Raw genomic sequence first — 26,593 nt, 5'->3', positions numbered from 1 at the left:
CATGTCTAATACGCATGTCCCGCTCAAGGCGCGGAAGGTGTCCTTCGCCTGGGAGGACACCCCGCTGCACTGGGTGCCGGGGGACCCGTTCACGACGCACACCATCAATGTGCTGCACCTGCTGCTTCCCGCCGGGGAGCGCTGGTTCGTACACGTCTACAAGCAGGTGCTGCCGTACGTCCGGGACGAGCGGCTGCGCGAGGACGTCATCGGGTTCATCGGGCAGGAGGCGATGCACTCCCAGGCCCACGACGAGGTGCTGCCGCACCTCAAGGACCAGGGGCTCGATCCGACGCCGTACACCGCGCAGGTCGACTGGCTCTTCGAGAAGCTGCTCGGCGACCGCACCCTGCCGCCGGGCCGGCCGCGCCGGTGGTGGCTGATGGAGCGGGTCGCGCTGATAGCGGCCATCGAGCACTACACGGCGTTCCTCGGCGACTGGGTGCTGAACGCCGACGCGCTCGACCGGCGGGGCGCCGATCCGACCATGCTGGACCTGCTGCGCTGGCACGGCGCCGAGGAGGTCGAGCACCGCTCCGTGGCCTTCGAGGTGTTCCTGCACGTGGACGGGGGTTACGCGAGGCGGGTGCGCACCTGGGCGACCGCCTTCACGGCGCTGGTGTTCCTGTGGCAGCGCGGGACCAGGTTCTTCATGGAGAACGATCCGGCACTCATCGACGGCCGCGCCACCTTCCGGGACTTCCACCGGCGCGGCCGGCAGGGCCTGCTGCCCTCGACCGGCGCCGTGGTCCGCTCGGTGCCGCGCTATCTGAGCCGTGCCTACCACCCGTCCCAGGAGGGCTCGACCGAGCAGGCGGCCGCCTACCTGGCCGGCTCTCCCGCCGCACTGGCCGCCGATAAGTCACAGCCCTCGCAGAACCCGCAGAAGCCGCAGAAGCCGCAGACCCCGCAGGAGGACGCCGTATGAAGCCCAAGCCGATGGCGCTGCTGCTCGCGGCCGGTGCCGCGCTCGTCGTCCGCCGGGCACTGCGGCGCCGCGTCCAGGGCTCGCCGCTGTGGCCGATGCCCGCGCTGGAGCCGCCGGTCTCCGGGCAGCCCCGCTCGCGCGCGCTGACGCTGCTGGTCACCGCGCACGAGCGGATAGCCGACGGGGTGGTCCGGATCCGCCTGGAGGGACACGACCTGCCGCGCTGGGAGCCGGGCGCCCACCTGGACCTGGTGCTGCCGTCCGGGCTGGTGCGGCAGTACTCGCTGTGCGGCGACCCCGAGGACACCTCGTCCTACACCGTCGCCACGCGCCTGGTCGAGGACGGGCGGGGCGGCTCGCGCGAGGTGCACGAGCAGGTGCGGGAAGGCGTCGAGCTGGAGGTGCGCGGACCGCGCAACCGCTTCCCCCTGGTCGACGCCCCCGCCTACGCCTTCGTCGCCGGGGGCATCGGCATCACGCCCGTCCTGCCCATGCTGCGGGCCCTGCCGGAAGGCACCGACTGGCGGCTGCTGTACGGCGGGCGGACACGGGCCTCGATGCCGTTCCTGGAGGAGATCGAGAAACTGGACCCGGGCCACGGGCGAAGCGAGACGGGGGCACCCCCGGCCCAAGGCGGGGGGAGGGTCACCGTCGTCGCCGAGGACGAGGACGGGCGCCCGGGGCTCGACGCCTTCCTGGCGGACCTGCCCGAGGGTGCGGCGGTGTACTGCTGCGGCCCGGAGGGCCTGATGGCGGCGGTCGAGGAACGCCTCCCGGAGGGCACCACGCCGCACCTGGAGCGGTTCGCCCCGCGTACGACGGCCGGTGGCGACGGGGAGTTCGAGGTCGAACTGCACCGCAGCGGGCGCACGCTCACCGTGGACGGGGACACCTCGGTGCTGGCCGCCGTGCGCGCCGAGCTGCCGAACACCCCGTACTCCTGCGAGCAGGGCTGGTGCGGGACCTGCCAACAGAAGGTGCTGGAGGGCGAGATCGATCACCGGGACGAACTGCTGACCGATTCGGAACGCGGCGACTCGATGCTCATCTGCGTGTCACGCGCCCGGGGGACGCGGCTCGTGCTGGACATGTGAACGCCTGCGCCCGGTCCGGCTCGTTCGGGGGCCGGAATCGATCGGTAAGGTGTTCGTATGACTACCGGGGTGCGCCGCAGAATGGGCGTCGAGGAGCGGCGGCAGCAGTTGATCGGCGTCGCCCTCGATCTGTTCAGCCGCCGCTCGCCCGACGAGGTCTCCATCGACGAGATAGCGTCGGCCGCGGGCATCTCGCGCCCGCTGGTCTACCACTACTTCCCCGGCAAACTCAGCCTGTACGAGGCCGCGTTGCAGCGTGCCTCGGACGATCTGGCGGCCCGGTTCGTGGAGCCGCGGGAGGGTCCGCTGGGCGCGCGTCTGCTGCGCGTCATGGGCCGCTACTTCGACTTCGTCGACCAGCACGGACCCGGCTTCTCCGCCCTGATGCGCGGTGGCCCGGCCGTCGGCTCCTCCACGACCAACGCGCTCGTGGACTCCGTACGCCAGGCCGCGTATGTCCAGATCCTTTCGCACCTGGGCGTCACCGATCCGCCCGCGCGCCTGGAACTGGTCGTCCGTTCCTGGATCTCGCTCGCCGAGTCGACGGCCCTGATCTGGCTGGACGGGCGCCGCATCCCGCGCGCCGAACTGGAGGCCCAGCTCGTGCACGACTTCGCCGCGCTGGCGGCGGTGAGCGCCGCCTACGACGAGGAGATGGGCGCCCTGCTGCGCCGTCTCATCGAGGACGAGCCGGCCGACGGCCCCTTCGCGGACCTGGTCGGCCGGCTGATCACACTGGCCGGCTAGCTCTCGGACTTCCGGTACGACGGGTCCAGGTCCCGGACCTCGGCGGAGGCGTGCAGGGCGAGGCCGTCGCCCGGCTTCACGTACTGCCGCAGCAGTTCCAGGACGGCCTCGGTGAGACGTGCCTTGGTCTCTTCGGTGCGGCCCGCGAGCAGTCCGAGGGTGACGTGTACGACGGCGTGCCCCTCGGTGTCGGGGCCGACCGTGGTGTCCTCGCCGCGGCGGAACTGCGTCTTGCACGCCGGCGGCTTGGCGGCCGCGATGTCGACCACGGCGGTGTGCAGCGCCCGCGCGAACGCGGGCCGGTCGAAGCCGTCCGCCAGCTGAGCGGAGTAGTCGACGGTGATCTGCGGCATGAGCCCTCCCGTTGCGTGAACAGCAGGGCTCACCCTAACCGCAGTGCCGCGACCGTCAGCCGGCCCGCTGGAACACGGCGACCGTACGGCCCGGCACGGCGAACGTGCCGGTCTTCGCCGCGTACGAGGATCCCTTCACCACCGGGTCCGCGCCCGCCTCCTGCACCGGATGCAGCCGGTAGCCGGTGCCGGCCGCCGCCTCGATCCGCTGCTCCTGCTGCCGCGGGGTGGCGTTGAAGACGACCACGAGGTCACCGAGGCGCATGGTGATCACACCGGGCGTCTCGTCCTTCCCGGAGAGCGGGAAGGAGAGCCGGGACTGCACCTGCCCCGCCGTGGCGAGGGAGAAGACCCGCTCGCTCGTACGGATCTTCAGCAGGTCCCGGTACGCCGCCGAGGCGCCCGTGATCTGCGGGCAGCCGACCTTCACCGTGCCCAGGAGCGGCTTGGCGTAGGGCCACTTGTCCTCGTTGTCGGCGGCCGGGGGCAGGCCGCGGCCGAAGCCGTTGCCGTCGGCGCAGTTCCAGTGGACGGCGTTGAACCAGTCGCCGCTGTCGTAGGAGTTGCGGTCCAGCGACTTGGAACGCAGCAGGTCGGTACCGGCCTGGGAGAGCGCCGGGCCCTGGGAGAGGCCGGCGGCCGCCATCGCGAGGACCTGCATGCGGGCCCGGTCGTCGGCGCTCACGGTCGCCGGCAGTTTGAAGGCGAGCGCGTCGAACAGGGACTCGTTGTCGTGCGCGTCGGCGTAGGCGAGGGCGTCGCCCGGGGCCTCGGCGTATCCGGCGGGGGCACCGTTGTAGTCGACCTCGGAGCCCTTGACCTCCTTGCCGTCGGTGTCCGTGAAGGTGTAGTCGGCGAGGTTGCCGGTCAGGCCGACCTTGATCAGGTCCTGGTAGTGCAGCAGGCGGGCCTTCTGCTCGGCCGGGGTGCCGTTGGCCTCGGCGGAGTTGGGTTCGGTGAACAGGCCGGAGGCGAAGCCCTGGACGCCGGGGTCCTCGTCGAAGGGGCCGCCGCCGCGCACGGCGTCGCGGGCACGGTCGGAGAAGGTCGCGACGCCGGTGCCGGCCATGTTCTTCTGGGTGGCCTGCGTGAAACGGGCGTCGTCGGCGACCTCGCCGAAGTTCCAGCCCTCGCCGTACAGGATGATCTTCTTGCCGTCGACGCCGTCCTTCTTCAGGGTCAGCGCGTCGAGGGCCTCGCGGACCGCGAGGATGTTGGCCTTCGGGTGGTGGCCCATGAGGTCGAAGCGGAAGCCGTCGACCTTGTACTCCCTGGCCCAGGTGACGACCGAGTCGACGACCAGCTTGCCCATCATGGCGTTCTCGGTCGCGGTGTTCGCGCAGCAGGTGCTGTTCGCCACCGAGCCGTCGGCGAGGAGCCGCTGGTAGTAGCCGGGGACGATCCGGTCGAGGACGCTGGTCTTCGCCTGGCCGCTCGCCGCGGTGTGGTTGTAGACGACGTCCATGACGACCCGCAGGCCGTCCTCGTTGAGCGCCTTGACCATCTTCCGGAACTCGACCGTGCGGGCGGTGCCGTCCGGGTCGGTGGCGTAGGAGCCCTCGGGGACCGTGTAGTGGTACGGGTCGTAGCCCCAGTTGTAGGCGTCCTTCGCCGCCGCCTTCGCCACGCACTCCTGCTGCCTGCCGGAGTCGGCCGGGAGCGCGGCGAGGTCGCAGTCGACGGTCGCCTGGTCGGACCTCTTCTCGGGGATGGTGGCGATGTCGAAGGCCGGGAGGAGGTGGACGTACGACGTGCCCGCCTCGGCAAGTGCGCGCAGGTGCCCGGAGCCGTCGCTCTCCTCGTCGGTGAAGGCGAGGTAGGTGCCCCGGTGGTCCGGGTCCGCCGTCCGGTCCGCGACGGAGAAGTCGCGGATGTGCAGCTCCTGGATCTGGGCGTCCCTGAGCGGCACGGCCTCGGGCTTGTCGTAGCCGTGCCAGCCGCGCGGGGCGAGGGAGCGGTCGTCCAGGTCGACGAGGAGGCTGCGTTCGGAGTCGGTGGTCAGGGCGAGCGAGTAGGGGTCGGTGACCTTGTTGGTGACGACCTTCCCGGCCTCGGGTGCCCACACCTTCACGGCGTAGCGATAGTCCTTGCCCTTCCAGGAGCGCGGGCCGCGCACGGACCAGACGCCGGTGTCGCCGTCGCGCCGCATGCGGACCGTGCGGTCGCCGATCTCCAGCTTCACGTCCTGTGCGGTCGGCGCCCACACGGAGAGGGTGGGCCTGCCGTGGCGGAAGACCGGTCCGAGGTCGGCCTTCGTCGCGTCGGCCGCGTACAGGTCGTCCAGGGCGCCGGCGATCTGCACGCCCGTCGCCGCGAGCACGGCTCCGTTGGCGGCGCGCTGGGAGGCGACGACCTGGCCGCGCAGGGCCTCGCGCACCCGGTCGCGGTCGCGCGGGTCGACGGACCAGGCGGTTTTGTCCGCCAGGTGCGGGAACTTCGCCTTCTGGGCGTCGGTGAGTGCTGTCTTGGCGAGGCGGAGCCAGGTGGTCTCGTCGTCGCCGGTCAGGGTGCCGTTCTCGGCCTTGACCGTGCCGGTGCGGGAGGCGAGCAGTTGGGTGGAGGCGGCGCCCTCGGAGCCGTTCCAGGCGACGGTGTTCCGGTCGATCCAGACCGCCTTGGCGGTGGTGAGGTCGACGGCCGCCGCCGAGCCGGCCGGCTGCGGCAGCAGGTACTTCTCCTCGCCGCTCACCAGCCACACCTCGTGCCCGTCGGCCTTGAGGTCCAGGGCCTGGTCGGTGGGCAGGTCCTTCTCGTCGCCCTTGTGGACGATGTAGCCGAGACTGGTGGCACCCTCGGTGAGCGGTACCTCGAAGACCGCGCCATAGGAGTCGGTCTTCACCGGCGTCAAGGGCTTCGACCAGTCGGTGGGGTTCGCGGCACCGCCCCAGACGTGCAGTCCCCAGCCGTCGTAGTTCCCGTCGGCGCGGTGGTAGTGCAGGACGGCCCTGGTGGTGTCCTGGGCGGGGTAGTCGGGCCGCTCCGTGCCGACCGGCTCCTTGCCCTGCTCGATCCACACCTCGCCGGTCCGGGTGACGTCGATGGTGCGGTCGGCGGCTACGTCCTTGTTGCCGTCCTTGTCGATGACGAGGAAGCCGACGTCTCTCGCGCCGGGCTTGAGCTTGACGTAGGCGAAGGCGCCGTAGGCGTCACGGCCGGTGAAGGGGTGGCTGTCGGGCCAGGTGGTCGCCTCGCCGTCGGCGAGGTCGCCCCAGGCGTAAAGGCCCCAGTCCTGGTAGTTCCCGTCGTCCCGCTTGTAGTGGACGATCGCGTAGTCGCGGGAGGCGGCCGTGGTGCTCGCGGTGCGGCCCGCCGAGTCGACGACGACCGCCTTGTAGCGCAGGGCGGTGCCGGCCGGGGTCTCCTCGCCGATGGTGTGGGTGACCTTGTAGGGGGCGTGGTCGGCGGAGCCGAGGGTGCGCCACTTGCCATCGCCGGTCTGGGCGGCGAAGACGACGCGGTTGAGCTGTCCGCCGTTGACGCCGGCCGTCAGTTCGACGGTGCCGGTGGCGCCGGGCTCGGGGGCGGTGAGGGTGACCGTCGGCTCGGTCGCGGGCTCGCCGAGCTTGCCGGCGGCCCTGAGGACGATGGCCGACCCGGCGGGGACGGTGACCGTGACCTTCTTGTCGGCGCCGGACCGCGCGTCGTCGGCGGTGCCGTAGAGGGCGCGGAAGGTCATGTCGGCCGAGCCGGTCGCGAAGGACGCGGTCTTCGCCTCGTCGGCGTTGTTGAAGGCGACGACGTACTCGGTGCCGCGTGCGGCGTCGGTGCGGGAGAAGGCGTAGACGCCGGCGCCGTCGGCCGCGTAGCGCTCGGTCTGGACCCCGTCGGCGAGGGCCGGGTGGGCCTTGCGGAGCTTCGCGAGAGCGCTGATCTGCCGGTAGAGCGGTGCTCGCGTGTCGTAGGCGTCGTCGGCGTGGGTGCGGTCGGTGCCGAGCTGGTCGTCGTCCAGGTAGTCGGCGGTGCGGGAGGCGAACATGGTCTGGCGGGCGTCCTTGTCGCCGCCCGCGCCGGTGAAGCCCTGCTCGTCGCCGTAGTAGACGACGGGGTTGCCCCGGCTGAGGAACATCAGCTCGTTGGCGAGCCTGTCCTTCTTCAGCAGTTCGGCGTCGGTGGCCTTCGGGTCGTCCTGCTCGAGGAAGGTGCCGATGCGGCCCATGTCGTGGTTGCCGAGGAAGGTGACCTGCTCGTAGGCGTTGGCCTTGTCGGTCGTGTACTTCCAGTCGTCGCCGAAGACGGCCGCGAGCTTCTTGGCGCTGCCGCCCTGGGAGGCGTAGGCGCGGGCCGCGTCCTGGAAGGGGAAGTCCAGGGTGGAGTCCAGGCGGCCCTGGGTGACGTACGGGGAGGTGACGGAGGTGTCGGCGGAGTAGACCTCGCCGAACATGAAGAAGTCGTCCCGGCCCTTCTTCGCCGCGTAGGCGTCGAGCGCGGTGGCCCACTGGGTCCAGAACTCCATGTTGACGTGCTTCACGGTGTCGATCCGGAAGCCGTCGATGGCGAAGTCCCTGACCCACCGCTGGTAGATCTTCTCCATGCCGCTGACGACCTCGGGACGCTCGGTCCACAGGTCGTCGAGGCCGGAGAAGTCTCCGTAGGTGGCGGACTCGCCGGCCCAGGTGGAGTCGCCCCGGTTGTGGTACATCTCCGGGTCGTTGAGCCACTTCGGGACCTTGAGGTCCTTCTTCGCGGCGGGGACGGCCGGAGTGCGGGGGAAGGAGCCGGCGTCCACGCGGGGGAACCGCCGGGAGCCGTCCGCGTAGTCGGCGTCGTCGAAGGGCTCGCCGTCCTTGGTCAGGTACGGGAAGGCGCCCTTGGAGAGGTAGTCGTAGGACTTCTCCTCGTAGTCGACGACGTCGGCGGTGTGGTTGGTGATGACGTCGAAGAAGACCTTCATGCCCTTGGCGTGCGCCTTGGAGACGAGGTTCTTCAGGTCCTGGTTGGTGCCGAAATGCGGGTCGACCTGGGTGAAGTCGGTGATCCAGTAACCGTGGTAGCCGGCGGAGGCGTTTTCCCCCGTGCCCTGCACGGGCTGGTTCTTGAAAATGGGCGCCATCCAGATGGAGGTGGTGCCCAGCCCCTTGATGTAGTCGAGCTTGTCGGTCAGGCCCTTGAGGTCGCCGCCCTGGTAGAAGCCCTTGTCGGTGGGGTCGTAGCCGGTGGCGAGGCGGGTGCCGGTCAGGCCGCCCCTGTCGTTGCGGGTGTCGCCGTTGGCGAAGCGGTCCGGCAGGACGAAGTAGAACTGCTCGCGGGTGAGGTCGTGCCGGGCGTCCGCCTTGGCGAGCTTGGCGTCGGACGGGGGCGGGGGCGGGGCGTCGGCCCGCGCGGCGAGGGGCGGGAGGAGGGCTGCGGCGAGCGCGGCCACGGTGACGGCCGCGACCCGTCTCGCTCGTGCGGTGCGGCGCGTGTCAGGCACCGGCCTTCTCGGTATCACGGGCGTGAACTCCTTGCGATGACGGCTCGATCGGGTCCGACCCCGGCGAGACGGTAGCGCCCGCGCAAGACTTGCGGCAAGGGTCGCGAAAGCAGTGGAAAGAACTTTCACCAACTCTCACGACCCCTGTCCGGTACGTCCGTTCAGCAGGCGGACTTGCCCGCGTACAGCGCGAGCGCCGTGTCGGCGCCGAGGGTCGCGGTGAACTGCCCGGAGCCGTTCACGGTCACCGGCCTGTCGCTCTGGACGTCGCAGTACGTCCCGGCCGGCAGCGAGGTCTGGTAGGTGCGGGTCAGCGCGCCCGGCTCGTGGTTGAGGGCGACGTAGCCCTTGTTTCCGCGCCCGAAGGCGATGGCGTCGTTGCCGTTGTCCCACCAGTTCGCGACGGCCTGCCCGCGGGTGGCGTTGCGGAAGGCGACCATCGACTCGATCTCCGGCCAGGCGTGCTGGCACTTCCAGCCGTCCTGCCAGCAGGCGTTCACCCGGCCGCCGTTCGGCGGTCCGGCGTCGTCGTCCGACCACTCGTAGCCGGAGTTGACGTCGGGGGCGCCGTAGGGCCAGGCCAGCATGAAGACGTTGGCCAGGGTGTAGGTGGCGTTGTCCTTGTAACTGAGCGTGGAGCCGTTGCGCTCGGTGTCGTGGTTGTCGACGAAGACACCGGAGACGCCGCTGTTCAGGTAGCCCCAGCCCTCGCCGTAGTTCTTCAGGTAGGCGAGGTTCTCGTTGTCGAAGACGCGCTTGAGGTCGTAGGCGTAGCGGAACTCCTGCACGTCGCCGTTGCCGGTGTACTCGCCCGGCTGGACGGCCTCGCCGGCGCCGTGGATGACCTCCTGCTTCCAGTACACGCCCGGGTTGCTCAGCCGGGACTTGACGGCGGCGAGGTCGGCCGCCGGGATGTGCTTGGCCGCGTCGACGCGGAAGCCGTCGACACCGAGGGAGAGCAGGTCGTTCAGGTACCCGGCGATCTTCGAGCGGACGTATTCCTCGCCGGTGTCGAGGTCGGCGAGACCGACCAGTTCGCAGTGCTGGACGTTGTACCGGTCCCGGTAGTCGCCGATCTGGGAGCGGCAGTCGTCGAAGTCGTACGAGGAGTACAGGCCGGGGTAGTCGTACTTGCCGTACGAGGAGCCGCCGGTGCCGGTGCCGCTGCCCGCCGACATGTGGTTGACCACGGTGTCGGCGACGACCTTCACACCGGCCGCGTGGCAGGTGTCCACCATGTTCTTGAAGGCGTTGCGGTCGCCGAGCCGCCCGGCGATCTTGTAGCTGACGGGCTGGTACGAGGTCCACCACTGTCCGCCCTGTATGTGCTCGGCGGGCGGCGAGACCTGGACGTAGCCGTATCCGGCGGGGCCGAGGGTGTTCGCGCACTCCCGGGCCACGGAGGCGAAGTTCCACTCGAAGAGGACCGCGGTGACGTCCTTGGCGCCGGGCGGGGAGGCCTGCGCGGACGTCGGGGTCATGACAAGGGTGGCCGCCGCCAGAGCGACGGCCCCCGTGAGGGCTCTGCGTGCCATGTGGGGTTTCCTTCATCGTCGAAGGCGTCGTGGGGAGCCGAAGGCGTCCGAAGGCCCGCTTGAAGACTCTTGCTGAAACCTTCAGAAACCTTGCGGTGACGCAGATGTTAAGGGTTCACCGACCGAAAGGGCAGCGGTCGGTGCGAAGTCGAGGCGAGAAGTCCCGCCGGGGGCCCGGCAGGAGGGCTCTGTCGGTGCCCGGCCGCATACTGCCCCCATGCGGATCACCGAGGAAGCGCTCAAGCAGGCCTGGCACCGGCTGGCAGCGGGCTCCGACCTGCTCGACGACGCCATGTTCCCGCCCACCGGCACGTCGTACGAGCAGTACGAGGACCACGCGGCGGACGGGTACGCCGGCCTCTTCCTCGTCCTCGACGAGGACGGCACGGTGAGCGGCTACAGCGGCCCCCACGACGAGGTCTTCATCACCTCGGACCCCGACGAGGCGCTGTACCTCCTCGCCGAGGAGGCCGTCCGCGGGCTCGACGGGACGGTCACCGGCCAGGCCGGGCTGATGGACCGGATAGACGCCTCCTGGGGCCGCGGGTTCCGCGGCGGCGGCGCGGACGGTACCCGGCCGGCCCGGCCGTGCGGACGCGACCCGCTGGAAGGCTTCGCCTGGATCGCCGGCTCGTGGCGCGAGCAGGCCCCCTACACCACCCTCGCGTTCTTCCGCGGCGAGAACGTCAGCGCCGAGCGGATCGCCCTGCTCCACGGGGCCGACCCCGAGCAGGTCGCCGCCGGAACACGCCTGTCGGACCTGCGCGGCGCGGACGGCCGCGGCGACTGGCACGCGCTCGGCAGTTCGTACTGCTTCGGACAGGCGGGCGACTGGGCGTTCCTGCTGTACCACGACACGCCGCCCGGCGCCTGCGCCGACGCCGACACCCTCGCCGAGCTGGGGATCACGGAGACCGTGCGCCTGAGCGCCTGTTGCGCGAAGGCCATCTACACCTTCGACTACATGCGCGACGGCCGCAGCGTCGACGACGACGGAATCGTCGAACTGATCTACTACGACCGGGGCCGCACCCCGTATGTCCGGGGTGGGCGACTCGACTTCCTCAACCGGGCCATCCGCCGTGCCGAACTGGACCACCCCGAGCTGACCGACGAGTTCGCGCTGTACTTCCACGCCCTGGAGACCTCGCTGGGCCTGGGGCTGCCGCGCGAGGACATCGAGGAGGGGACGGTCCGGGCCGCCCGGTGGGCGCGCCGCGACGGCTGACGCGCGGGAGCCGCGCACAGGGCGGGGGCCCGCCGCTCCCCGGAGGAAACGGCGGGCCCCTCTCGGCGGGCGGGCGGTCAGGCCCGCGACCACCACACCGTCGTGTCCGCCGGCACCTTGGCCTCGCCGGCCGCCTCGGTCACCTCACCGCTGGCCAGCAGCACCCGCCCGTACGCGGGCATCGCGACCGACTCGCCGGTGGTGTTGGCCACGCACACGAACTCCCCGCGCCGGAAGGCGACGACCCCCTCGGGCGCGCGCAGCCACTCGACGGCGTCGCCCGCGCCCAGGTCCGGCTGCTCGCGGCGCACCGCCAGCGCGGTGCGGTACAGCTCCAGGGTCGAGCCGGGCTCGCCGGTCTGCGCCTCGACGCTCAGCTCTCCCCAGCCGGCCGGCTGCGGCAGCCAGCTGCCGCCGTCACCGAAGCCGTACGAGGAGCCCTCGCGGGTCCACGGGATCGGCACCCGGCAGCCGTCGCGGAAGCCGTCCTGCCCGGCGCCCCGGAAGTACGCCGGGTCCTGGCGCACCTCGTCGGGGAGGTCGACGACGTCCGGCAGGCCCAGCTCCTCGCCCTGGTAGACGTAGGCCGAGCCGGGCAGGGCCAGCATCAGCAAGGTCGCGGCGCGGGCCCGGCGCAGGCCCAGTTCGCGGTCGCCGGCCAGGCGGATCTGGGTGCCGAGGCCGGGCGGGTTGGCGAAGCGGGTGGCGTGCCGGGTGACGTCGTGGTTGGAGAGGACCCAGGTGGCGGGGGCGCCGACGGGGCGCATGGCGTCCAGGGTGCGGTCGATGACCGTCCGCAGCTCCTCGGCGTCCCAGTGGGTGCCCAGGTACTGGAAGTTGAAGGCCTGGTGCAGCTCGTCGGGGCGGACGTAGTTCGCGGTGCGCTCGACCGTCGGGGTCCACGCCTCGGCGACGAAGATGCGCTCGCCCGAGTACTCGTCCAGGATGAGCCGCCACTGGCGGTAGATGTCGTGGACACCGTCCTGGTCGAAGAACGGCATGACATCGTTGCCCAGCAGCTTCACCTGCTCGTGCGATCCAAGGTCGGGCAGGCCCTTGGCCTTCACCATGCCGTGGGCCACGTCGATGCGGAAGCCGTCCACGCCCATGTCCAGCCAGAACCGCAGGATGGAGCGGAACTCGTCACCGACGGCCGGGTGCTCCCAGTTGAAGTCGGGCTGCTCGGGGGCGAACAGGTGCAGGTACCACTCCCCCGGCGTGCCGTCGGGCTCGGTGACCCGGGTCCAGGCGGGGCCGCCGAAGATGGACTCCCAGTCGTTGGGCGGCAGTTCGCCTCTCTCGCCCTTTCCGGGGCGGAAGTGGTAGCGGTCCCGGGACGGCGAGCCGGGCCCCTCGGCGAGGGCCCGCCTGAACCACTCGTACTGGTCGGAGGAGTGGTTCGGGACCAGGTCGACGATGACGCGCAGGTCCAGCGCGTGGGCGTCGCGGATCAGCGCGTCGGCGTCGAGCAGGGAGCCGAACATGGGGTCTACGGCCCGGTAGTCGGCGACGTCGTAGCCGGCGTCGGCCTGCGGCGAGGCGTAGAAGGGGCTGAGCCACACGGCGTCCACGCCCAGGTCGCGCAGGTACGGCAGGCGGGTGCGGACACCCTCCAGGTCGCCCATGCCGTCGCCGTCGCTGTCGGCGAAGCTGCGCGGATACACCTGGTAGATGACCGCGTCCCGCCACCAGTCGCGGCGCCCCGCGACGGTGGCGGTGGCGGAGGTGGGGGCCGGTGCGGCGGAGTGCTGCTGGCTCATGGCGTCCTTGATACGTAACGGAGGTCTGGTCATGGAGGCGTGAGGGGGAAGAGGCGGCCGGCCGCGGTGCTGCGGGGTCGGATGGGCACCGCGGCCGGACGTTTTCCCGGCCGGGCGTCAGCCCTTGGTGCCGCCGGCGGTCAGGCCGGTCACCAGGTTCTTCTGCACGAGGTAGAAGAACGCGGAGACGGGTATCGCGACGAGCACGGCGGTGGCGGCCATCAGGTGGCGCTGCGCGTCGTGCTCGCTGACGAAGCTCTGCAGACCGACCGCGAAGGTGTACTTCGTGTCGCTCAGCATGAACGTGGAGGCGAAGGCGACCTCGCCGAAGGCGGTGATGAAGCTGTAGAAGCCGGCCACCGCGAGGCCCGGCCGGGCGAGCGGCAGGATCAGCCGGAAGAAGGTGCCGAAGGGGTTCAGCCCGTCGACGCGGCCGGCCTCGTCGATCTCGAACGGGATGGTGTCGAAGTAGCCCTTGAGCAGCCACGCGCAGTACGGCACCGCGGTCGAGCAGTAGACGAGGATCAGGCCGAGGTAGCTGTCGACGAGCTGGAGCTCGGACAGGATCTGGTACATCGGCACGATCAGCACGGCGATGGGGAACATCTGGGTGACCAGCAGCACCCACATGAGCTTCTTGTAGCCCGGGAAGCGCATCCGCGAGACCGCGTAGCCGGTGGTGGCGGCGACCATGACGCCGATGACCGTGGTGCCCAGCGAGACGATCAGCGAACTCTTCAGCCAGTCGAAGAACTGCGTGTGCTGGAGGACGAACGCGTAGTTGTCGAAGGTCATCTTCGACCAGATGCGCTCGGGGTGCAGGTAGTCGTTCTTGTCCGGACCGAGGGAGAGGTAGACCAGCCAGGCGACGGGGAAGAGCGCGATGAGGCTCGCGACGGTCAGGACGCCGTGGGAGGCCAGGGACGCGGCGCGGCTGCGTTCGCCGCGGCCACGCACCCGGCGCGGCGGCGCGGTAGACGCGGTGACCTGCTCCGCCGGGGCCTCGGTCGGCGCGGTGGTTGTACTCATGGCGGCTCCTGCCTCAGTTCGCGAGCTGCTGCTCATTGCGGTTCAGCCAGCGGCGGTAGAAGGAGGTGAAGACGATCAGGATGGCCAGCAGCAGGATGCCGTAGGCCGCGGACTGCGCGAAGTCGCGCGGCTGCTGCCCGAAGCCCAGGTGGTACGCCCAGGTGACGAGGATCTGCGCGTCGGGGGCGGTGTTGCCGAACAGCAGGAAGATCACGGCGAACTGGTTGAAGGTCCAGATGATGCCGAGCAGGACGACGGTGGAGCTGACGGACCTGAGGCCGGGCAGGGTGACGTAGCGGAACCGCTGCCAGGCGTTCGCGCCGTCCATCTCGGAGGCCTCGTACAGGGTGTTGTCGATGGACTGCAGGCCGCCGAGGAGCGAGACCATCATGAACGGCACACCGCACCACGTGTTCACCATGATCGCGGAGAACCGCTGCCAGAAGGTGTCCTCAAGCCACGCGGGCGTCGGCAGGTGCAGCCAGTCCAGGGCCGAGTTGATGACGCCGGCGTCGGCGAGCATGAAGCGCCAGCCGAAGACGGTGACGAAGGTGGGCACGGCCCACGGCAGGACCAGGATCAGCCGGTAGAAGGTGCGGCCGCGCAGTTTCTGGTTGAGCAGCAGGGCGAGGCCGAGGCCGATGCAGAAGTGCAGGCCGACGCAGACCGCCGTCCACACGATGGTCCAGATGAAGTGCGACCAGAAGCGGTCGTAGGCGGTCGGGCCCCACAGGATGTCGGCGTAGTTGTCCAGGCCGATGAACTCGTAGGTGGCCTCGATCTCGTTGACGCCGATGGTGCGCCCGGTGTTGAGGCTGTTGGCGTCGGTGAGGGTGAGGTAGAGGCCGTACCCCAGGGGGTACAGGACGAGGACGCCGATGACGACGGCCACCGGCGCGATCATGGCGTAGGCGTACCAGTGCTTCTGGTATCCGTCTTTCAGACGGCGGCCAAGGCCGGGCCGCGGCGTGCGGTCACCGCGGCGCTTGCCGGTCGCGCGGTCGATGGCGACTGTCATGGTTCGACACCTTCGGGAGCATCGGGACGAGCGGGACGAGCGGGACGGTCAAGGGGTACGGCGCGCAGGCCGGTGGCCGCCGGGCCCCTCCCCCCACGGGGGCCCGGCGGCCGCGCGGACTCACTCGCCGCGCGGACTCACTTGCTGAAGTCCGGCACCAGCTTGGCGATCGCGGTCTCGGCGTCGCTCAGACCCTCGTCCAGGGACTTCTTGCCGCCGGCGATCTGGGGCAGCTGTTCGTCGAGCGGGGTCCACAGGGAGCTGTACTCCGGCAGGGCGGGGCGCGGCTGGGCGGCGGGCAGGACCGTCTGGAAGCCGGCGATGCCCGGGTCGGCCTTGACCTTGTCGGTGTAGGCGTCGTCGCGGGTCGGCAGCGTGGAGTTCTTCAGGGCGATGGTCTCCTGGGACTTCGCCGAGGTCATGAACTTCACGAACTTCAGCGACGCCTCCTGGTGGGCCTTGTCCGAGCCGGCGTACACCGACAGGTTGTGGCCGCCGGTCGGGGCGCCCGCCTTGCCGGTGGAGCCGGCCGGGACGGTGGCGATGCCGAGGTTGCCCTTGTCCTTGAAGGCGGAGCCCTTGTAGAAGTTGGTGATCTCCCACGGGCCCTGGATGATCGAGGCGACCTTGCCGCTGACGAACGCCTCCTGGATGTGGGCGTAGGCGTCGGCGGTGACGTCGGCCTTGTGCAGGCCCTTGCCCTCGAAGAGGCTCAGCCAGGTGCCGTACGCCTTCTTCGCCTCGGGCGAGTTGACGGTGATCTTCTTGCCCTCGGCGTCGACCGTGTCGGTGCCCTCGCCGTACAGGAACGGCTGCGCGTAGTAGCCGGCCGTGGAGGCCCAGTAGCCGTCGGCGCCGGTCTCGTCCTTGATGGTGGCGGCGGCCTTCTTCAGGTCGTCCCAGGTCTTGGGCGCCTCGACGCCGGCCTTCTCGAACAGTTCCTTGTTGTAGACGAAGGCGAGGGTGTCGGTGACCAGCGGGACGCCGTAGGTCTTGTCCTCGTACTTGGCCTGCTCGATCAGGTTGGGCTGGAACTTGTCCTGGTCGGCGAGGGCCTCGGTGCCGTCCAGCGGCAGGAAGAAGCCCTTCTTGGCGAAGGCGGGGGTCCAGCCGACCTCGGCGCGCAGCACGTCGGGGGCGCCCTTGGAACCGGCGGCGGTGTCGAACTTGTTCTGCGCCTGGTCGAAGGGGACGTTGACGTAGTTGACCTTGACGTCCTTGTTGGCGGCCTCGAACTCCTTGACCAGGGCCTTGTAGGTCGGCGCCTCGTTGGTCGCGTTCGAGGTGTCCCAGTACGTGATGGTGACCGGTCCGCCCGACTCGCTGTCGCTGTCGCCGTCCCCGCCGCACGCCGTCGCCGCGAGAGCGAGGGACGCCACCAGCGCGGTGGCCGCTATGCCACGCCGCATGAGTTCTCCTTGAGGGTGAAAGCCCGTGTGGTGCAGGGTGCGGGCCCGTCCGCCGCTCCTGCCGCTGCCGGCCGCGTCGTTGCCGCCGCCGGGCGACGTGAACGTAACAGCGCTGTAAGCCCGGCGAAAGGTCTTGCAGCAAAAAAGTGCAAGAGATCTCCGAAGTTATCCGGACGTGACCTCCTGGCGACCGTCACGAGACGGTTGTTTACGGGGGTCGAGCGGTATCGGGCCGGTTGTGCAAGACTCTGCAAGCTCTTGCCATCACTTTCTGAGGGAGCGCGATGACGCAGCAGCCCGCGCCGAGGCGTCCGACGGGCCGTCCAACAGGCCGCCCACGGCGTCCGATCGGTGGGCAAGGCGGCGGCCGACAGGTACAGTCCACCCCTGTGACCACACGGCTTGCCGACATCGCTGCCCAGGCGGGGGTGAGCGAAGCGACCGTCAGCCGCGTCCTCAACGGGAAGCCGGGCGTCGCCGCCACCACCCGCCAGTCCGTTCTCGCCGCTCTCGACGTGCTGGGCTACGAGCGCCCGGTACGGCTGCGGCAGCGCAGCGAGGGCCTGGTGGGCCTGATCACCCCGGAGCTGGAGAACCCGATATTCCCGGCGCTGGCCCAGGTCATCGGCCAGGCGCTGACCCGCCAGGGCTACACGCCGGTCCTCGCCACCCAGACCCCGGGCGGTTCCACGGAGGACGAGCTGACGGAGATGCTGGTCGACCGCGGGGTCGCCGGCATCATCTACGTCTCCGGGCTGCACGCCGACACCACCGCCGACATGCAGCGCTACGAACGGCTGCGCGCACAGGGCGTGCCGTTCGTCCTCGTCGACGGTTTCTCGTCGAAGGTGCAGGCGCCGTTCATCTCCCCCGACGACCGCGCCGCGATGAGCCTCGCGGTCACGCACCTCGTCTCGCTCGGGCACACCCGCATCGGGCTGGCTCTCGGCCCCAAGCGGTTCGTGCCGGTGCAGCGCAAGATCGAGGGCTTCGTCCGCACCGTCCACGAGCAACTGGATCTGAGTGCCGAGACCGTGGAGACGGAGCTCGTCCAGCACTCCCTCTACACCCTGGAGGGCGGCCAGGCGGCGGCCACCGCGCTCATCGAGCGCGACTGCACGGCGGTGGTCTGCGCCAGCGACATGATGGCACTGGGCGCCATACGGGCCGCCCGGCAGCGCGGCCTGGACGTGCCCAAGGACTTCTCGGTCGTCGGCTTCGACGACTCGCCGCTGATCGCCTTCACCGACCCGCCGCTGACGACCGTCCGCAAGCCGGTCCCGGCGATGGGACAGGCGGCGGTGCGCACCCTGCTGGAGGAGATCGGCGGGACGCCCGCGCCGCACAGCGAGTTCGTGTTCATGCCGGAGTTGGTGGTGCGCGGCTCGACGGCGTCGGCGCCGGGCGAGCGCAACCGGTCCTGATTCCCGTCCCCCCGAGGTGGCCGGATGCGGCCCGGATCCGATGGAGGGATGATCGGTGGGAGAGGGCTTTTCTGGCAGACTTCATGCCTATGGGTGACGCGACCGTGAGGACCTCGGAACGGCTGGACGAGGCCGTTCCGCACCCCGTCACGGAGGAGACGGGGCAGGGTCCGCTGCGCCGTCTGCGCGCACCGCGCCGGCCCCGGCTGTGGTTCGAGATCCTGCTGATCGCCGTCAGTTACTGGACGTACTCCCTCGTCCGGAACGCGGTGCCGGAGCAGCGGTCACAGGCGCTGCGCAACGCCGACTGGATCTGGCGCGCCGAACAGCAGCTCGGCATCGCCGTCGAGCAGTCCGTCAATCACGCCGTGAACTCGGTGACTTGGCTGGTCGTCGGCATGAACTACTACTACGCCACGCTGCACTTCGTGGTGACCCTGGGTGTGCTGGTGTGGCTGTACCGCGGCCATCCCGGGCGGTACACCGCGACCCGGCTCGTGCTCTTCGCCACGACGGGCGTCGCCCTGGTCGGCTACTACCTGTATCCGCTCGCCCCGCCCCGCCTGATGAACGGCGGGCACTTCATCGACACGGTGATGGTCCACGAGACGTGGGGTTCGATGGCGTCCGGCGACCTGAAGAACATGTCGAACCAGTACGCGGCGATGCCGTCGATGCACATCGGGTGGTCGGTGTGGTGCGGGCTGACGATCTTCGCGCTGGCCTCGGTGCCGTGGGTGCGGGTGCTGGGGCTGGTGTATCCGGCGCTCACGCTGGTCGTGATCGTCGCCACCGCCAACCACTTCTGGCTGGACGCGGTGGGCGGGGTGCTGTGTCTGGGGTTCGGGTACGCGGTGGCGGCCGCCTGGTACGGGCGTCTGCCGTACGCGTTGCCGCGGACGGTGGCGGCGCGGTGGGGGAACTGGTCGCCCACGCGGGCGTAGCACCGGCCCCGTCCGGTCACCCGCGCGGGCGCCGGGTCCTGGTCGTCTGAGCCATCGCCCACCCGGCCGCACGGCCCGGCGGCGGGCACCGCAGCGGCGGCGGGCCGGCACGTCCCGTCGTCCGCCCGCGGGGCGGGCGGGAAGTGCCGGACCGGCCCCTCAGGAGGTGTAGAACAGTTCCTCCACCACCGCCCGGGCCCGGCGGGCCGTACGGCGGTACTCGTCGAGCATGTCGCCCGCGTGGCCGGGTCCGTGGCCCAGGTAGCGGCCCACCGCCGCCAGCTCGCGGGGGTCGGTCGGGAAGGTGTCGGCGGCCCGGCCGCGTACCAGCATCACCGCGTTGCGGACGCGCGTCGCCAGGACCCACGCCTCGTCGAGCGTCCCGGCGTTCTCCGCCGAGAGGAGCCCGGCGTCGCAGGCGGCGGACAGGGCCTGCCGCGTCCGGGTGGTCCGCAGCCCCCGCTCCGTGTGCCCGTGCCGCAACTGGAGCAGCTGCACGGTCCACTCCACGTCGGACAGCCCGCCCGGCCCCAGCTTGGCGTGCAGCTTGGGGTCGGCGCCGCGCGGCAGCCGCTCGGACTCCATCCGGGCCTTGAGCCGCCGGATCTCCCGTACGGCGTCCTCCCCGAGCCCGTCCGCCGGGTAGCGCAGGGGATCGATCAGCTCGACGAACCGGCCCCCGAGGTCCGCGTCGCCGGCGACGAACTCGGCCCGCAGCAGCGCGTGCCGCTCCCACACCAGCGACCAGCGACGGTAGTAGGCCTCGTACGACCTGAGGGTCCGCACCAGCGGGCCGGACTTGCCCTCGGGCCGCAGGTCGGCGTCGATGAGGAGGGGCGGGTCGGCGCTGGAGACCTGGAGCAGGCGGCGCATCTCGGAGACGACCTTGTTCGCCGCGTCCGCCGCCTCCCTCTCGTCGACCCCGTCCCGCGGCTCGTGCACGAACAGCACGTCCGCGTCCGAGCCGTAACCCAGCTCGTGCCCGCCGAACCGGCCCATGCCGATGATCGCGAACCGGGTCGGCAGCGTGTCGCCCCAGCCTTCCCGCACGACGGCCCGCAGCGTCCCGGCCAGGGTCGCCGCCGTCAGGTCGGACACGGCACCGCCGACCAGGTCCACCAGGGCGCCCTGGTCGGCCTCGACGGGCTGCGCCTCGGTGCCGTAGGAACCGACGATGTCCGCGGCGGCCGTACGGAACAGCTCCCGGCGCCGGACCCCGCGCGCCGCCGTCACCGCCTGCACCGCACCGTCGGCGCGGCGGACCGCGGCGAGTATCTCCTGCTCCAGCTGGAGCCGCCCACGCGGTGCCAGCCCTCCGGAGTTGCCGTCCCCGAGCAGCGCGACGGCCTCGGGGGCGCGCATCAGCAGGTCGGGGGCGAGCCGCCCGGCGGACAGCACGCGGGCGAGGTTCTCGGCCGCCGCGCCCTCGTCCCGCAGCAGCCGCAGGTACCAGGGTGTCTGGCCGAGCGCGTCGGAGACCTTGCGGAAGTTGAGCAGGCCGGTGTCCGGGTCGGCGGAGTCGGCGAACCAGCCCAGCAGCACCGGCAGCAGGGTCCGCTGGATGGCCGCCTTGCGGGTGACGCCGGACGCCAGCGCCTCCAGGTGCCGCAGCGCGGCGCCCGGGTCGGCGTACCCGAGGGCGACCATCCGCTCCCGCGCCGCCTCGGCGCTCAGCCGGGCCTCGCCGGGCGCCAGCTGGGCGACGGCGTCGAGCAGCGGCCGGTAGAACAGCTTCTCGTGCAGCCGGCGTACGACGGAGGCGTGCCGCTTCCACGCCCGCAGCAGCCCGTCCACCGGGTCGGTGCGCAGGCCGAGGGAACGGCCGAGGCGGCGCAGGTCGGCCTCGTCCTCGGGCACGAGGTGGGTGCGCCGCAGCCGGTGGAGCTGGATGCGGTGCTCCATGGAGCGCAGGAAGCGGTACGCCTCGTCGAGCTGGGCGGCGTCCGCCCGGCCGACGTAACCGCCCGCGGCGAGGGCCTCCAGCGCGTCCAGCGTCGTGCCGCTGTGCAGCGAGGTGTCGGAGCGGCCGTGCACGAGCTGGAGGAGCTGCACGGCGAACTCGACGTCCCGCAGGCCCCCCGGGCCGAGCTTGAGCTGCCGGTCGACCTCGGCGACGGGGATGGTCTCCACCACCCGGCGGCGCATCTTCTGCACGTCCGGGACGAAGTTCTCCCGGTCGGCGGCCTGCCACACCAGCGGCTGGAGGGCCGCGACGTACTCGGCGCCGAGCCCGGGGTCGCCGGCCACCGGACGGGCCTTGAGCAGTGCCTGGAACTCCCAGGTCTTGGCCCAGCGCTGGTAGTAGGCGAGGTGGCTGCTGAGGGTGCGCACCAGCGGGCCGTTGCGGCCCTCGGGGCGGAGGTTGGCGTCGACGGGCCAGATGGAGCCCTCGACGGTGGTCTCGGAGCAGATCCGCATCAGGTGCGAGGCGAGCGCGGTCGCGGCCCGCATCGCCTTGGCCTCGGCGTCGGTGCCCCCGGTGCCTTCCGCGGGTTCGCCCACGAAGATCACGTCCACGTCGGAGACGTAGTTCAGCTCGTGTCCGCCGCACTTGCCCATCGCGATCACCGCGAGCCGGCACCGCGCGGCGTCCTCGGGCGCGGCGGCCTCGGCGAGGGCGAGGGCGGCGCGCAGGGTGGCGGTGGCGAGGTCGGCCAGCTCGGCGGCGGTCTCGGCGACGTCGATGGTGCCGCACACGTCGCGGGCGGCGATGGACAGCAGACAGCGCCGGTAGGCGACGCGCAGGGAGACGGGGCCGGTGGCCTCGGCGAGGCCGTGCTCGAACTCCGCCACCCCGCGGTGCAGGTCCCGCGGCTCGTAGGTGACCAGTGCCTGCCAGTCCCCGGCGTGCCGGGCGAGGTGGTCGGCGAGCGCCTCGGAGGCGCCGAGCACACCGAGGAGACGGTCGCGCAGCGGCTTGGCCGCTATCAGGGTGTCCAGCAGCTCCCTGCGTGCGGTGGGGTCCGGCTGCGCCTCCAGGAGCCGGACCAGGCCGTACAGGGCGAGGTCCGGGTCGGCGGTGGCGCCCAGCGCCTCCAGCAGGACCGGGTCGTCGCGCACCGGTGCCAGCTCCACGCCGTCCAGCAGCCGCTCGGCGGCCGAGGGATCCGTGAAGCCGTGCCGCAGCAGCCGTGTGAAGGTACTGCTCCTGCGCCCCGGCGCCGTCATCTCGGCCTCCTGTCGGACCTGTGGGATCAAGGTCGTAAGGCCCGAGCGTAACCGGGGAGCCGCGGGTGAGCGCCGGGACGTACCGATGGCGGTGCCGGGTCCGGTTCCGTGCCGATCCCGGCCCCCGGCCCGCTCTCCGGTGGCCCGCTGCGCACTCGTACGATATCTTGTACAAGCCGCGAAGGGAGGCACCGGTATGTCCATCACCGCCAGCGAAGCCCGTCAGAACCTGTTTCCGCTGATAGAGCAGGTCAACGAGGACCACGCCCCGGTGCACATCACCTCCCGCAGGGGAAACGCCGTGCTCATGTCCGAGGAGGACTTCACGGCCTGGACGGAGACGGTCCACCTCCTGCGCTCCCCCAGGAACGCCCGCCGTCTGCTCGACTCCATCGCCGAGGCCGAGTCCGGTGCCGCGCGCCGGCACGAGCTGATCGACCCGGACGCGGAGCGCACGTGAGGATCACTTTCACGTCGCACGGCTGGGAGGACTACGTCCACTGGGCCGAGAGCGACCGGAAGGTGACCAAGCGGATCAACAAACTGATCACCGACATCACACGTGACCCGTTCAAGGGCATCGGCAAGCCGGAGCCGCTGAAGGGCGACCTGTCGGGCTACTGGTCACGTCGCATCGACGACACACACCGTCTGGTGTACAAGCCCGCCGACGACGTGCTGGTCATCGTGCAGGCGCGGTACCACTACTGACAGAGCCCCGCCACCACCGACAGACCCATACCGCGACATCGTGCTCGACCAGGACGTCGAAGGAGTCATGCCATGGACTTCACGCTCGAAGTGATCCCGCTGCCCGTCACCGACATCGACCGGTCCCGGGACTTCTACCGGGACAAGGTCGGCTTCCACGTCGACATCGACCAGGAGGTCATGCCGGGGATGCGCATCGTCCAGCTCACGCCGCCCGGCTCCGGCTGCTCGATCGCCCTCGGCGAGGCCATCTGGGACATGGCACAGGGCCAGACCCGGCCGGAGTCCGGTTCCTACCAGGGCCTCCAGCTGTGCGTCACCGACATCAAGGCGGCCCACGCGGAGCTGGTGGGGCGCGGCCTGGAGGTCTCCGAGCCGGTGCAGTACGCGCCGGACGACGGCGCCACGTTCATGTACTTCAAGGACCCGGACGGCAACGGCTGGGCGGTCCAGGAGTACCGCCGCCGGGCGACGGAGCCGCTGCACCAGATGCTGGCGGACCAGAAGCGGCAGCGCTAGCCGGCCGGCCCCGGTCCGGCGGCGTCAGCCGGTCTCCCGCCACCGGTTGGTGATCGGGAGCCGGCGGTCCTTGCCGAAGCCCTTCGGCGAGATCTTGGTGCCCGGCGGGTACTGGCGCCGCTTGTACTCCGCGGTGTCGACCATGCGCAGCGTCCTCGTCACCAGGTCGCGGTCGTACCCGGCGGCCACGATCTCGTCCGCGCCCCGGTCCCGGTCGACGTACAGCTCGAGGATCGCGTCCAGCACCGGGTAGTCCGGCAGCGAGTCCGTGTCGACCTGGCCCGGGCGCAGCTCGGCGCTCGGCGGCTTGGTGATCGAGTTCTCGGGGATCGGTGGGGTCTGGCCGCGGGCCCCGGCGGCGCGGTTGCGCCATTCTGCGAGGCGGAAGACGGACGTCTTGTACACGTCCTTGATGGGCCCGTACGCGCCCACCGAGTCGCCGTACAGCGTCGAGTACCCCACCGCCAGCTCCGACTTGTTGCCGGGAGCGAGGACCAGGTGGCCCTCCTGGTTGGAGATCGCCATCAGCAGCGTCCCGCGCAGCCGCGACTGGAGGTTCTCCTCGGCCAGCCCGGTCAGGTCCAGCGACCCCATGTACGCGTCGAACATCGGCTCGATCGCCACGGTGCGGTAGTTCAGCCCGGTGCGCCGCGCCATCTCCGCCGCGTCGTCCCTGGAGTGCTCGGAGGAGTACTTCGACGGCATCGAGACGCCGTACACGTGCTCCGCGCCGAGCGCGTCGCAGGCGATCGCCGCGACCAGCGCGGAGTCGATGCCGCCGGACAGCCCGATCAGCGCCGAGCGGAAGCCGTTCTTCGCGACGTACGCCCGCAGCCCGACGACGAGGGCCGAGTAGACCTCCTCGTCGTCGTCCAGCCGCTCCGCGTACCCGCCGGCCGGCTCCGGCGGGTACGCCGGCACCGGCTCCTCGGACAGCACGACCCGGTCGACGCGCAGCCCGTCGTCCAGCACGCCCGCCGGTGCGTCCGGGTCGGCGGCCGGCAGCTCCAGGTCGACGACGACACAGCACTCGGAGAACTGGGGCGCCCGCGCCACCACCTCCCCGTCCCGGTCGACCACGATCGAGTCGCCGTCGAAGACCAGCTCGTCCTGCCCGCCGGTCATCGCCAGGTAGGCGGTCGTGCAGCCGGCCTCCCGGGCGCGCCCCCGCACCAGTTCCAGCCGGGTGTCGTCCTTGTCGCGCTCGTAGGGCGAGGCGTTGACGGAGAGCAGCAGCCCGGCCCGGGCCGAGCGCGCGGCCGGCACCCGGCCGCCGTCCTGCCACAGGTCCTCGCAGACGGCCAGCGCCACGTCGACGCCGCGCACCCGCACCACGGGCATGGTGTCGCCGGGCACGAAGTAGCGGAACTCGTCGAAGACGCCGTAGTTGGGCAGGTGGTGTTTGGCGAAGCTCAGCGCCACCTCGCCGCCGTGCAGCACGGCCGCCGCGTTCTGCGGGGCGCCGGCCGGCTGGCCGTACTTCGGCTGGGCGGTCGCGGAGCGGTCGAGGTAGCCGACGACCACCGGCAGCGTACCGAAGCCCTCCTCCGCCAGGCGCGCCGCGAGGGAGCGCAGGGCCGCGCGGGACGCCTCCACGAAGGACGGCCTCAGGGCCAGGTCCTCGACGGGATACCCGGTCAGCACCATCTCCGGGAACGCCACCAGGTGCGCTCCCCGCTCGGCCGAGTGCCGGGTCCAGCGGACGACGGACTCCGCGTTCGAGGCGATGTCGCCGACGCACGAGTCGATCTGGTTCAGGGCGAGTCGTAGTTGAGGCACGCGCACAGTCTAATCGTCAGAACGACACGATGGGGGTGCCTCACGTACTGCCGCCCACCCGCCCGCTCATGTCCCCGGCTTCGCGCCCCGCTCCTTCAGCAGGTCCGTCATCAGCCGGATCTCCGACTCCTGCGAGTCCACCATCCCCTGGGCCAGCCGCCTCTCCACGCCGACCGCGCACTTGTCCGCGCACCCCTGGGCCATGTGGACGCCGCCCTTGTGATGCTCGGTCATGAGCTGGAGGTAGTAGACCTCCGCCTGCTTCCCGTCGAGCGCGGCCAGCTTCTCCATCTCGGCGTCGGTGGCCATCCCCGGCATCAGCGAGCCCTCCCCCGCCGACGGCACGTCGCCCATGCCCATCCAGGTCATCGGAGGGTCGGACGACACCTTCGGCAGCCCCCACAGGTCGAGCCAGCCGATCATCATGCCGCGCTGGTTGGCCTGGGTCTGCGCGATGTCGTACGCGAGCCGTCGCACTTCCTCGTCCTTGGTGCGGTCGCGCACGATGTACGACATCTCGACGGCCTGCTGGTGGTGCACCGACATGTCCCGCGCGAAACCGGCGTCCGCGGAGTCGGCGGAGGGGACGCGGCCCGCGCCGTCGTCCCCGGCGACGGCGTAGGTGATGGCGCCGGCCGCGACTAGGGCCGCGGCGGCGGCCCCCGCGGTCCAGCCGGCCCGCTTCGGTGTCACTGCGACAGTCCGTTGGTGCAGGCGGCCCCCGGCTCGGGGGTCTGCTCGCCCTGGACGAACTTCTCGAAGAACTTGTCCACGTTCGGGTCGTCGGCGCCGGTGACCGTGCGCTGGTGCCCCCAGGCGGTGAGCATGATCGGGTCCTTCTGCCCGTCGGCCGGGCTCATCAGCGTGTACGGCGTCTTCTTCACCTTCTCCGCCAGCTTCTCCACGTCGGCCTCGGGTGCCTTGTCGGAGTACGTCACCCAGACGGCGCCGTGCTCGAGCGAGTGCACGGCGTTCTCGTTGTTCAGCGGCTTGGTGTAGACGTCGCCGTCGCAGTTCATCCAGACCTGGTTGTGGTCACCGCCGACCGGGGGCTGGACGGGGTAGGACACCTTCTTGGCGACGTGGTCGCGGGACAGCGTCCCCTCCCATTTCCGCACCCCGTCCTTCCCGGCGACGAACTTGCCGGAGGTCTTGCCGTCGGAGGCGGTGTCGCTCGAGGAGTCGTCGGACTGCGACCGGACCAGGACGACCCCTCCGACGACGAGACCGGCGACGACCACGGCGCTGACCGCGATGGTGAGGACGCGGTTCCGGCGGTCGCGGGCCTCCTCGGCGCGCCGCATCTCGGCTATGCGCGCCTGGCGCGCCGTGTTGCTGCTCTTCTTGGCGGAACCCATGGGGTTTGCCCTTCTGGGAAAGGGAGGCGATGAAGTCCGCTGATCGTAATGGCGAAGGAGGGCTGATTCGTAGGGTGATCACAGGATCTGTCGCTGCGGGACGCCAGGAATGGCCCGATCGAACAGGTGGCCTCTACGCTGCGGGGAGGGCCGGTGGTCCGATCGAGGTCCGCAACGCG

20 protein-coding genes are annotated in these 26,593 nt (G+C 71.0%); 9 read left to right on the top strand and 11 right to left on the bottom strand.

The window, feature by feature from the left end; all coding sequences use genetic code 11:
* Position 1: 1 nt before the first annotated feature.
* The 3 genes from ACZ4V1_RS03740 to ACZ4V1_RS03730 are packed head-to-tail and all read left to right on the top strand — an operon-like array spanning position 2 to position 2,769.
* Positions 2-928, top strand: coding sequence for a metal-dependent hydrolase (locus tag ACZ4V1_RS03740; protein ID WP_468328726.1), 927 nt, complete (start codon positions 2-4; stop codon positions 926-928).
* Positions 925-2,022, top strand: a complete 1,098-nt coding sequence (locus ACZ4V1_RS03735) for a PDR/VanB family oxidoreductase (protein ID WP_468328724.1) — start codon at positions 925-927, stop codon at positions 2,020-2,022. Before ACZ4V1_RS03740 ends, ACZ4V1_RS03735 begins: the two co-directional genes overlap by 4 nt.
* Before the next feature lie 57 nt (positions 2,023-2,079).
* Entirely contained in the window at positions 2,080-2,769 is a 690-nt protein-coding gene (locus tag ACZ4V1_RS03730; RefSeq protein ID WP_468328721.1) for a TetR/AcrR family transcriptional regulator, read from the top strand.
* Here the strand turns inward: ACZ4V1_RS03730 and ACZ4V1_RS03725 are convergent.
* From ACZ4V1_RS03725 to ACZ4V1_RS03715, 3 genes are all read right to left on the bottom strand, one after another.
* On the bottom strand, positions 2,766-3,122 hold the full coding sequence (locus ACZ4V1_RS03725) for a 5-carboxymethyl-2-hydroxymuconate Delta-isomerase (protein ID WP_468328719.1): 357 nt from the start codon (positions 3,120-3,122) through the stop codon (positions 2,766-2,768). The two genes, ACZ4V1_RS03730 and ACZ4V1_RS03725, sit on opposite strands and share 4 nt — an antisense overlap.
* A gap of 55 nt (positions 3,123-3,177) precedes the next feature.
* A complete protein-coding gene (gene pulA, locus ACZ4V1_RS03720) occupies positions 3,178-8,550 on the bottom strand; it encodes a pullulanase-type alpha-1,6-glucosidase (RefSeq protein WP_468328717.1) in 5,373 nt (1,790 codons plus the stop codon).
* A gap of 143 nt (positions 8,551-8,693) precedes the next feature.
* The gene (locus ACZ4V1_RS03715; RefSeq protein WP_468328715.1) at positions 8,694-10,067 is read right to left on the bottom strand and encodes an alpha-amylase; all 1,374 of its coding nucleotides are present in this window, start codon (positions 10,065-10,067) and stop codon (positions 8,694-8,696) included.
* A 217-nt stretch (positions 10,068-10,284) separates the two neighbouring features.
* On the opposite strand from ACZ4V1_RS03715, the gene ACZ4V1_RS03710 reads away from it, so the two are divergent.
* The gene (locus ACZ4V1_RS03710) at positions 10,285-11,295 is read left to right on the top strand and encodes a hypothetical protein (protein WP_468328713.1); all 1,011 of its coding nucleotides are present in this window, start codon (positions 10,285-10,287) and stop codon (positions 11,293-11,295) included.
* A gap of 77 nt (positions 11,296-11,372) precedes the next feature.
* On the opposite strand, the gene ACZ4V1_RS03705 is transcribed toward ACZ4V1_RS03710, so the two are convergent.
* The 4 genes from ACZ4V1_RS03705 to ACZ4V1_RS03690 all read right to left on the bottom strand — a co-directional run bounded on the left by ACZ4V1_RS03705 (position 11,373) and on the right by ACZ4V1_RS03690 (position 16,511).
* Positions 11,373-13,055 carry a glycoside hydrolase family 13 protein gene (locus tag ACZ4V1_RS03705; protein WP_468328711.1) on the bottom strand — a complete coding sequence of 561 codons (1,683 nt, stop codon included), beginning with the start codon at positions 13,053-13,055 and terminating at the stop codon, positions 11,373-11,375.
* A gap of 117 nt (positions 13,056-13,172) precedes the next feature.
* Entirely contained in the window at positions 13,173-14,084 is a 912-nt protein-coding gene (locus tag ACZ4V1_RS03700; RefSeq protein WP_468328709.1) for a sugar ABC transporter permease, read from the bottom strand.
* A gap of 13 nt (positions 14,085-14,097) precedes the next feature.
* On the bottom strand, positions 14,098-15,102 hold the full coding sequence (locus ACZ4V1_RS03695; protein WP_468328707.1) for a carbohydrate ABC transporter permease: 1,005 nt from the start codon (positions 15,100-15,102) through the stop codon (positions 14,098-14,100).
* Between the two features lie 137 nt (positions 15,103-15,239).
* Positions 15,240-16,511, bottom strand: coding sequence for an extracellular solute-binding protein (locus ACZ4V1_RS03690; protein WP_468328705.1), 1,272 nt, complete (start codon positions 16,509-16,511; stop codon positions 15,240-15,242).
* A gap of 389 nt (positions 16,512-16,900) precedes the next feature.
* On the opposite strand from ACZ4V1_RS03690, the gene ACZ4V1_RS03685 reads away from it, so the two are divergent.
* Both ACZ4V1_RS03685 and ACZ4V1_RS03680 read left to right on the top strand, forming a co-directional pair.
* The gene (locus tag ACZ4V1_RS03685; RefSeq protein ID WP_468328703.1) at positions 16,901-17,935 is read left to right on the top strand and encodes a LacI family DNA-binding transcriptional regulator; all 1,035 of its coding nucleotides are present in this window, start codon (positions 16,901-16,903) and stop codon (positions 17,933-17,935) included.
* Positions 17,936-18,024: 89 nt separating this feature from the next.
* Positions 18,025-18,879: a phosphatase PAP2 family protein gene (locus ACZ4V1_RS03680; protein ID WP_468328701.1), complete on the top strand. Its 855-nt coding sequence runs from the start codon at positions 18,025-18,027 to the stop codon at positions 18,877-18,879.
* Positions 18,880-19,038: 159 nt separating this feature from the next.
* Here ACZ4V1_RS03680 and ACZ4V1_RS03675 read toward each other — a convergent pair whose 3' ends face one another.
* Positions 19,039-22,047 (bottom strand): bifunctional [glutamine synthetase] adenylyltransferase/[glutamine synthetase]-adenylyl-L-tyrosine phosphorylase, encoded by a 3,009-nt coding sequence (locus ACZ4V1_RS03675; protein WP_468328699.1) that lies wholly within the window; start codon positions 22,045-22,047, stop codon positions 19,039-19,041.
* A 196-nt stretch (positions 22,048-22,243) separates the two neighbouring features.
* On the opposite strand from ACZ4V1_RS03675, the gene ACZ4V1_RS03670 reads away from it, so the two are divergent.
* The 3 genes from ACZ4V1_RS03670 to ACZ4V1_RS03660 all read left to right on the top strand — a co-directional run bounded on the left by ACZ4V1_RS03670 (position 22,244) and on the right by ACZ4V1_RS03660 (position 23,277).
* On the top strand, positions 22,244-22,507 hold the full coding sequence (locus ACZ4V1_RS03670; RefSeq protein ID WP_468328697.1) for a type II toxin-antitoxin system Phd/YefM family antitoxin: 264 nt from the start codon (positions 22,244-22,246) through the stop codon (positions 22,505-22,507).
* Positions 22,504-22,758 (top strand): Txe/YoeB family addiction module toxin, encoded by a 255-nt coding sequence (locus ACZ4V1_RS03665; RefSeq protein WP_468328695.1) that lies wholly within the window; start codon positions 22,504-22,506, stop codon positions 22,756-22,758. The genes ACZ4V1_RS03670 and ACZ4V1_RS03665 overlap by 4 nt, the downstream gene beginning before the upstream one ends.
* 72 nt (positions 22,759-22,830) lie before the next feature.
* Complete coding sequence (locus ACZ4V1_RS03660; RefSeq protein WP_468328693.1) at positions 22,831-23,277, top strand: VOC family protein; 447 nt, start codon at positions 22,831-22,833, stop codon at positions 23,275-23,277.
* Between the two features lie 24 nt (positions 23,278-23,301).
* Here the strand turns inward: ACZ4V1_RS03660 and ACZ4V1_RS03655 are convergent, their stop codons facing one another.
* The 3 genes from ACZ4V1_RS03655 to ACZ4V1_RS03645 form a co-directional block, all read right to left on the bottom strand.
* Positions 23,302-25,056 (bottom strand): NAD+ synthase, encoded by a 1,755-nt coding sequence (locus ACZ4V1_RS03655; RefSeq protein WP_468328691.1) that lies wholly within the window; start codon positions 25,054-25,056, stop codon positions 23,302-23,304.
* Between the two features lie 66 nt (positions 25,057-25,122).
* The gene (locus ACZ4V1_RS03650; RefSeq protein WP_468328689.1) at positions 25,123-25,749 is read right to left on the bottom strand and encodes a DUF305 domain-containing protein; all 627 of its coding nucleotides are present in this window, start codon (positions 25,747-25,749) and stop codon (positions 25,123-25,125) included.
* Positions 25,746-26,414 carry a DUF3105 domain-containing protein gene (locus tag ACZ4V1_RS03645; RefSeq protein ID WP_468328687.1) on the bottom strand — a complete coding sequence of 223 codons (669 nt, stop codon included), beginning with the start codon at positions 26,412-26,414 and terminating at the stop codon, positions 25,746-25,748. Before ACZ4V1_RS03645 ends, ACZ4V1_RS03650 begins: the two co-directional genes overlap by 4 nt.
* Positions 26,415-26,593: the final 179 nt, after the last annotated feature.

This window comes from Streptomyces sp. NPDC028991, from assembly GCF_055564775.1.
This window is presented reverse-complemented; position numbering and strand designations above follow the sequence as displayed.

What these genes read in the sequence shown, in the direction of transcription:
- ACZ4V1_RS03675 (WP_468328699.1), bottom strand. Translation starts at nt 22,047, where the DNA reads ATGACGGCGCCGGGGCGCAGGAGCAGTACCTTCACACGGCTGCTGCGG.
- ACZ4V1_RS03700 (WP_468328709.1), bottom strand. Translation starts at nt 14,084, where the DNA reads ATGAGTACAACCACCGCGCCGACCGAGGCCCCGGCGGAGCAGGTCACC.
- ACZ4V1_RS03730 (WP_468328721.1), top strand. Translation starts at nt 2,080, where the DNA reads ATGACTACCGGGGTGCGCCGCAGAATGGGCGTCGAGGAGCGGCGGCAG.
- ACZ4V1_RS03725 (WP_468328719.1), bottom strand. Translation starts at nt 3,122, where the DNA reads ATGCCGCAGATCACCGTCGACTACTCCGCTCAGCTGGCGGACGGCTTC.
- ACZ4V1_RS03715 (WP_468328715.1), bottom strand. Translation starts at nt 10,067, where the DNA reads ATGGCACGCAGAGCCCTCACGGGGGCCGTCGCTCTGGCGGCGGCCACC.
- ACZ4V1_RS03690 (WP_468328705.1), bottom strand. Translation starts at nt 16,511, where the DNA reads ATGCGGCGTGGCATAGCGGCCACCGCGCTGGTGGCGTCCCTCGCTCTC.
- ACZ4V1_RS03670 (WP_468328697.1), top strand. Translation starts at nt 22,244, where the DNA reads ATGTCCATCACCGCCAGCGAAGCCCGTCAGAACCTGTTTCCGCTGATA.
- ACZ4V1_RS03645 (WP_468328687.1), bottom strand. Translation starts at nt 26,414, where the DNA reads ATGGGTTCCGCCAAGAAGAGCAGCAACACGGCGCGCCAGGCGCGCATA.
- ACZ4V1_RS03660 (WP_468328693.1), top strand. Translation starts at nt 22,831, where the DNA reads ATGGACTTCACGCTCGAAGTGATCCCGCTGCCCGTCACCGACATCGAC.
- ACZ4V1_RS03680 (WP_468328701.1), top strand. Translation starts at nt 18,025, where the DNA reads ATGGGTGACGCGACCGTGAGGACCTCGGAACGGCTGGACGAGGCCGTT.
- ACZ4V1_RS03735 (WP_468328724.1), top strand. Translation starts at nt 925, where the DNA reads ATGAAGCCCAAGCCGATGGCGCTGCTGCTCGCGGCCGGTGCCGCGCTC.
- ACZ4V1_RS03705 (WP_468328711.1), bottom strand. Translation starts at nt 13,055, where the DNA reads ATGAGCCAGCAGCACTCCGCCGCACCGGCCCCCACCTCCGCCACCGCC.
- ACZ4V1_RS03740 (WP_468328726.1), top strand. Translation starts at nt 2, where the DNA reads ATGTCTAATACGCATGTCCCGCTCAAGGCGCGGAAGGTGTCCTTCGCC.
- ACZ4V1_RS03710 (WP_468328713.1), top strand. Translation starts at nt 10,285, where the DNA reads ATGCGGATCACCGAGGAAGCGCTCAAGCAGGCCTGGCACCGGCTGGCA.
- ACZ4V1_RS03695 (WP_468328707.1), bottom strand. Translation starts at nt 15,102, where the DNA reads ATGACAGTCGCCATCGACCGCGCGACCGGCAAGCGCCGCGGTGACCGC.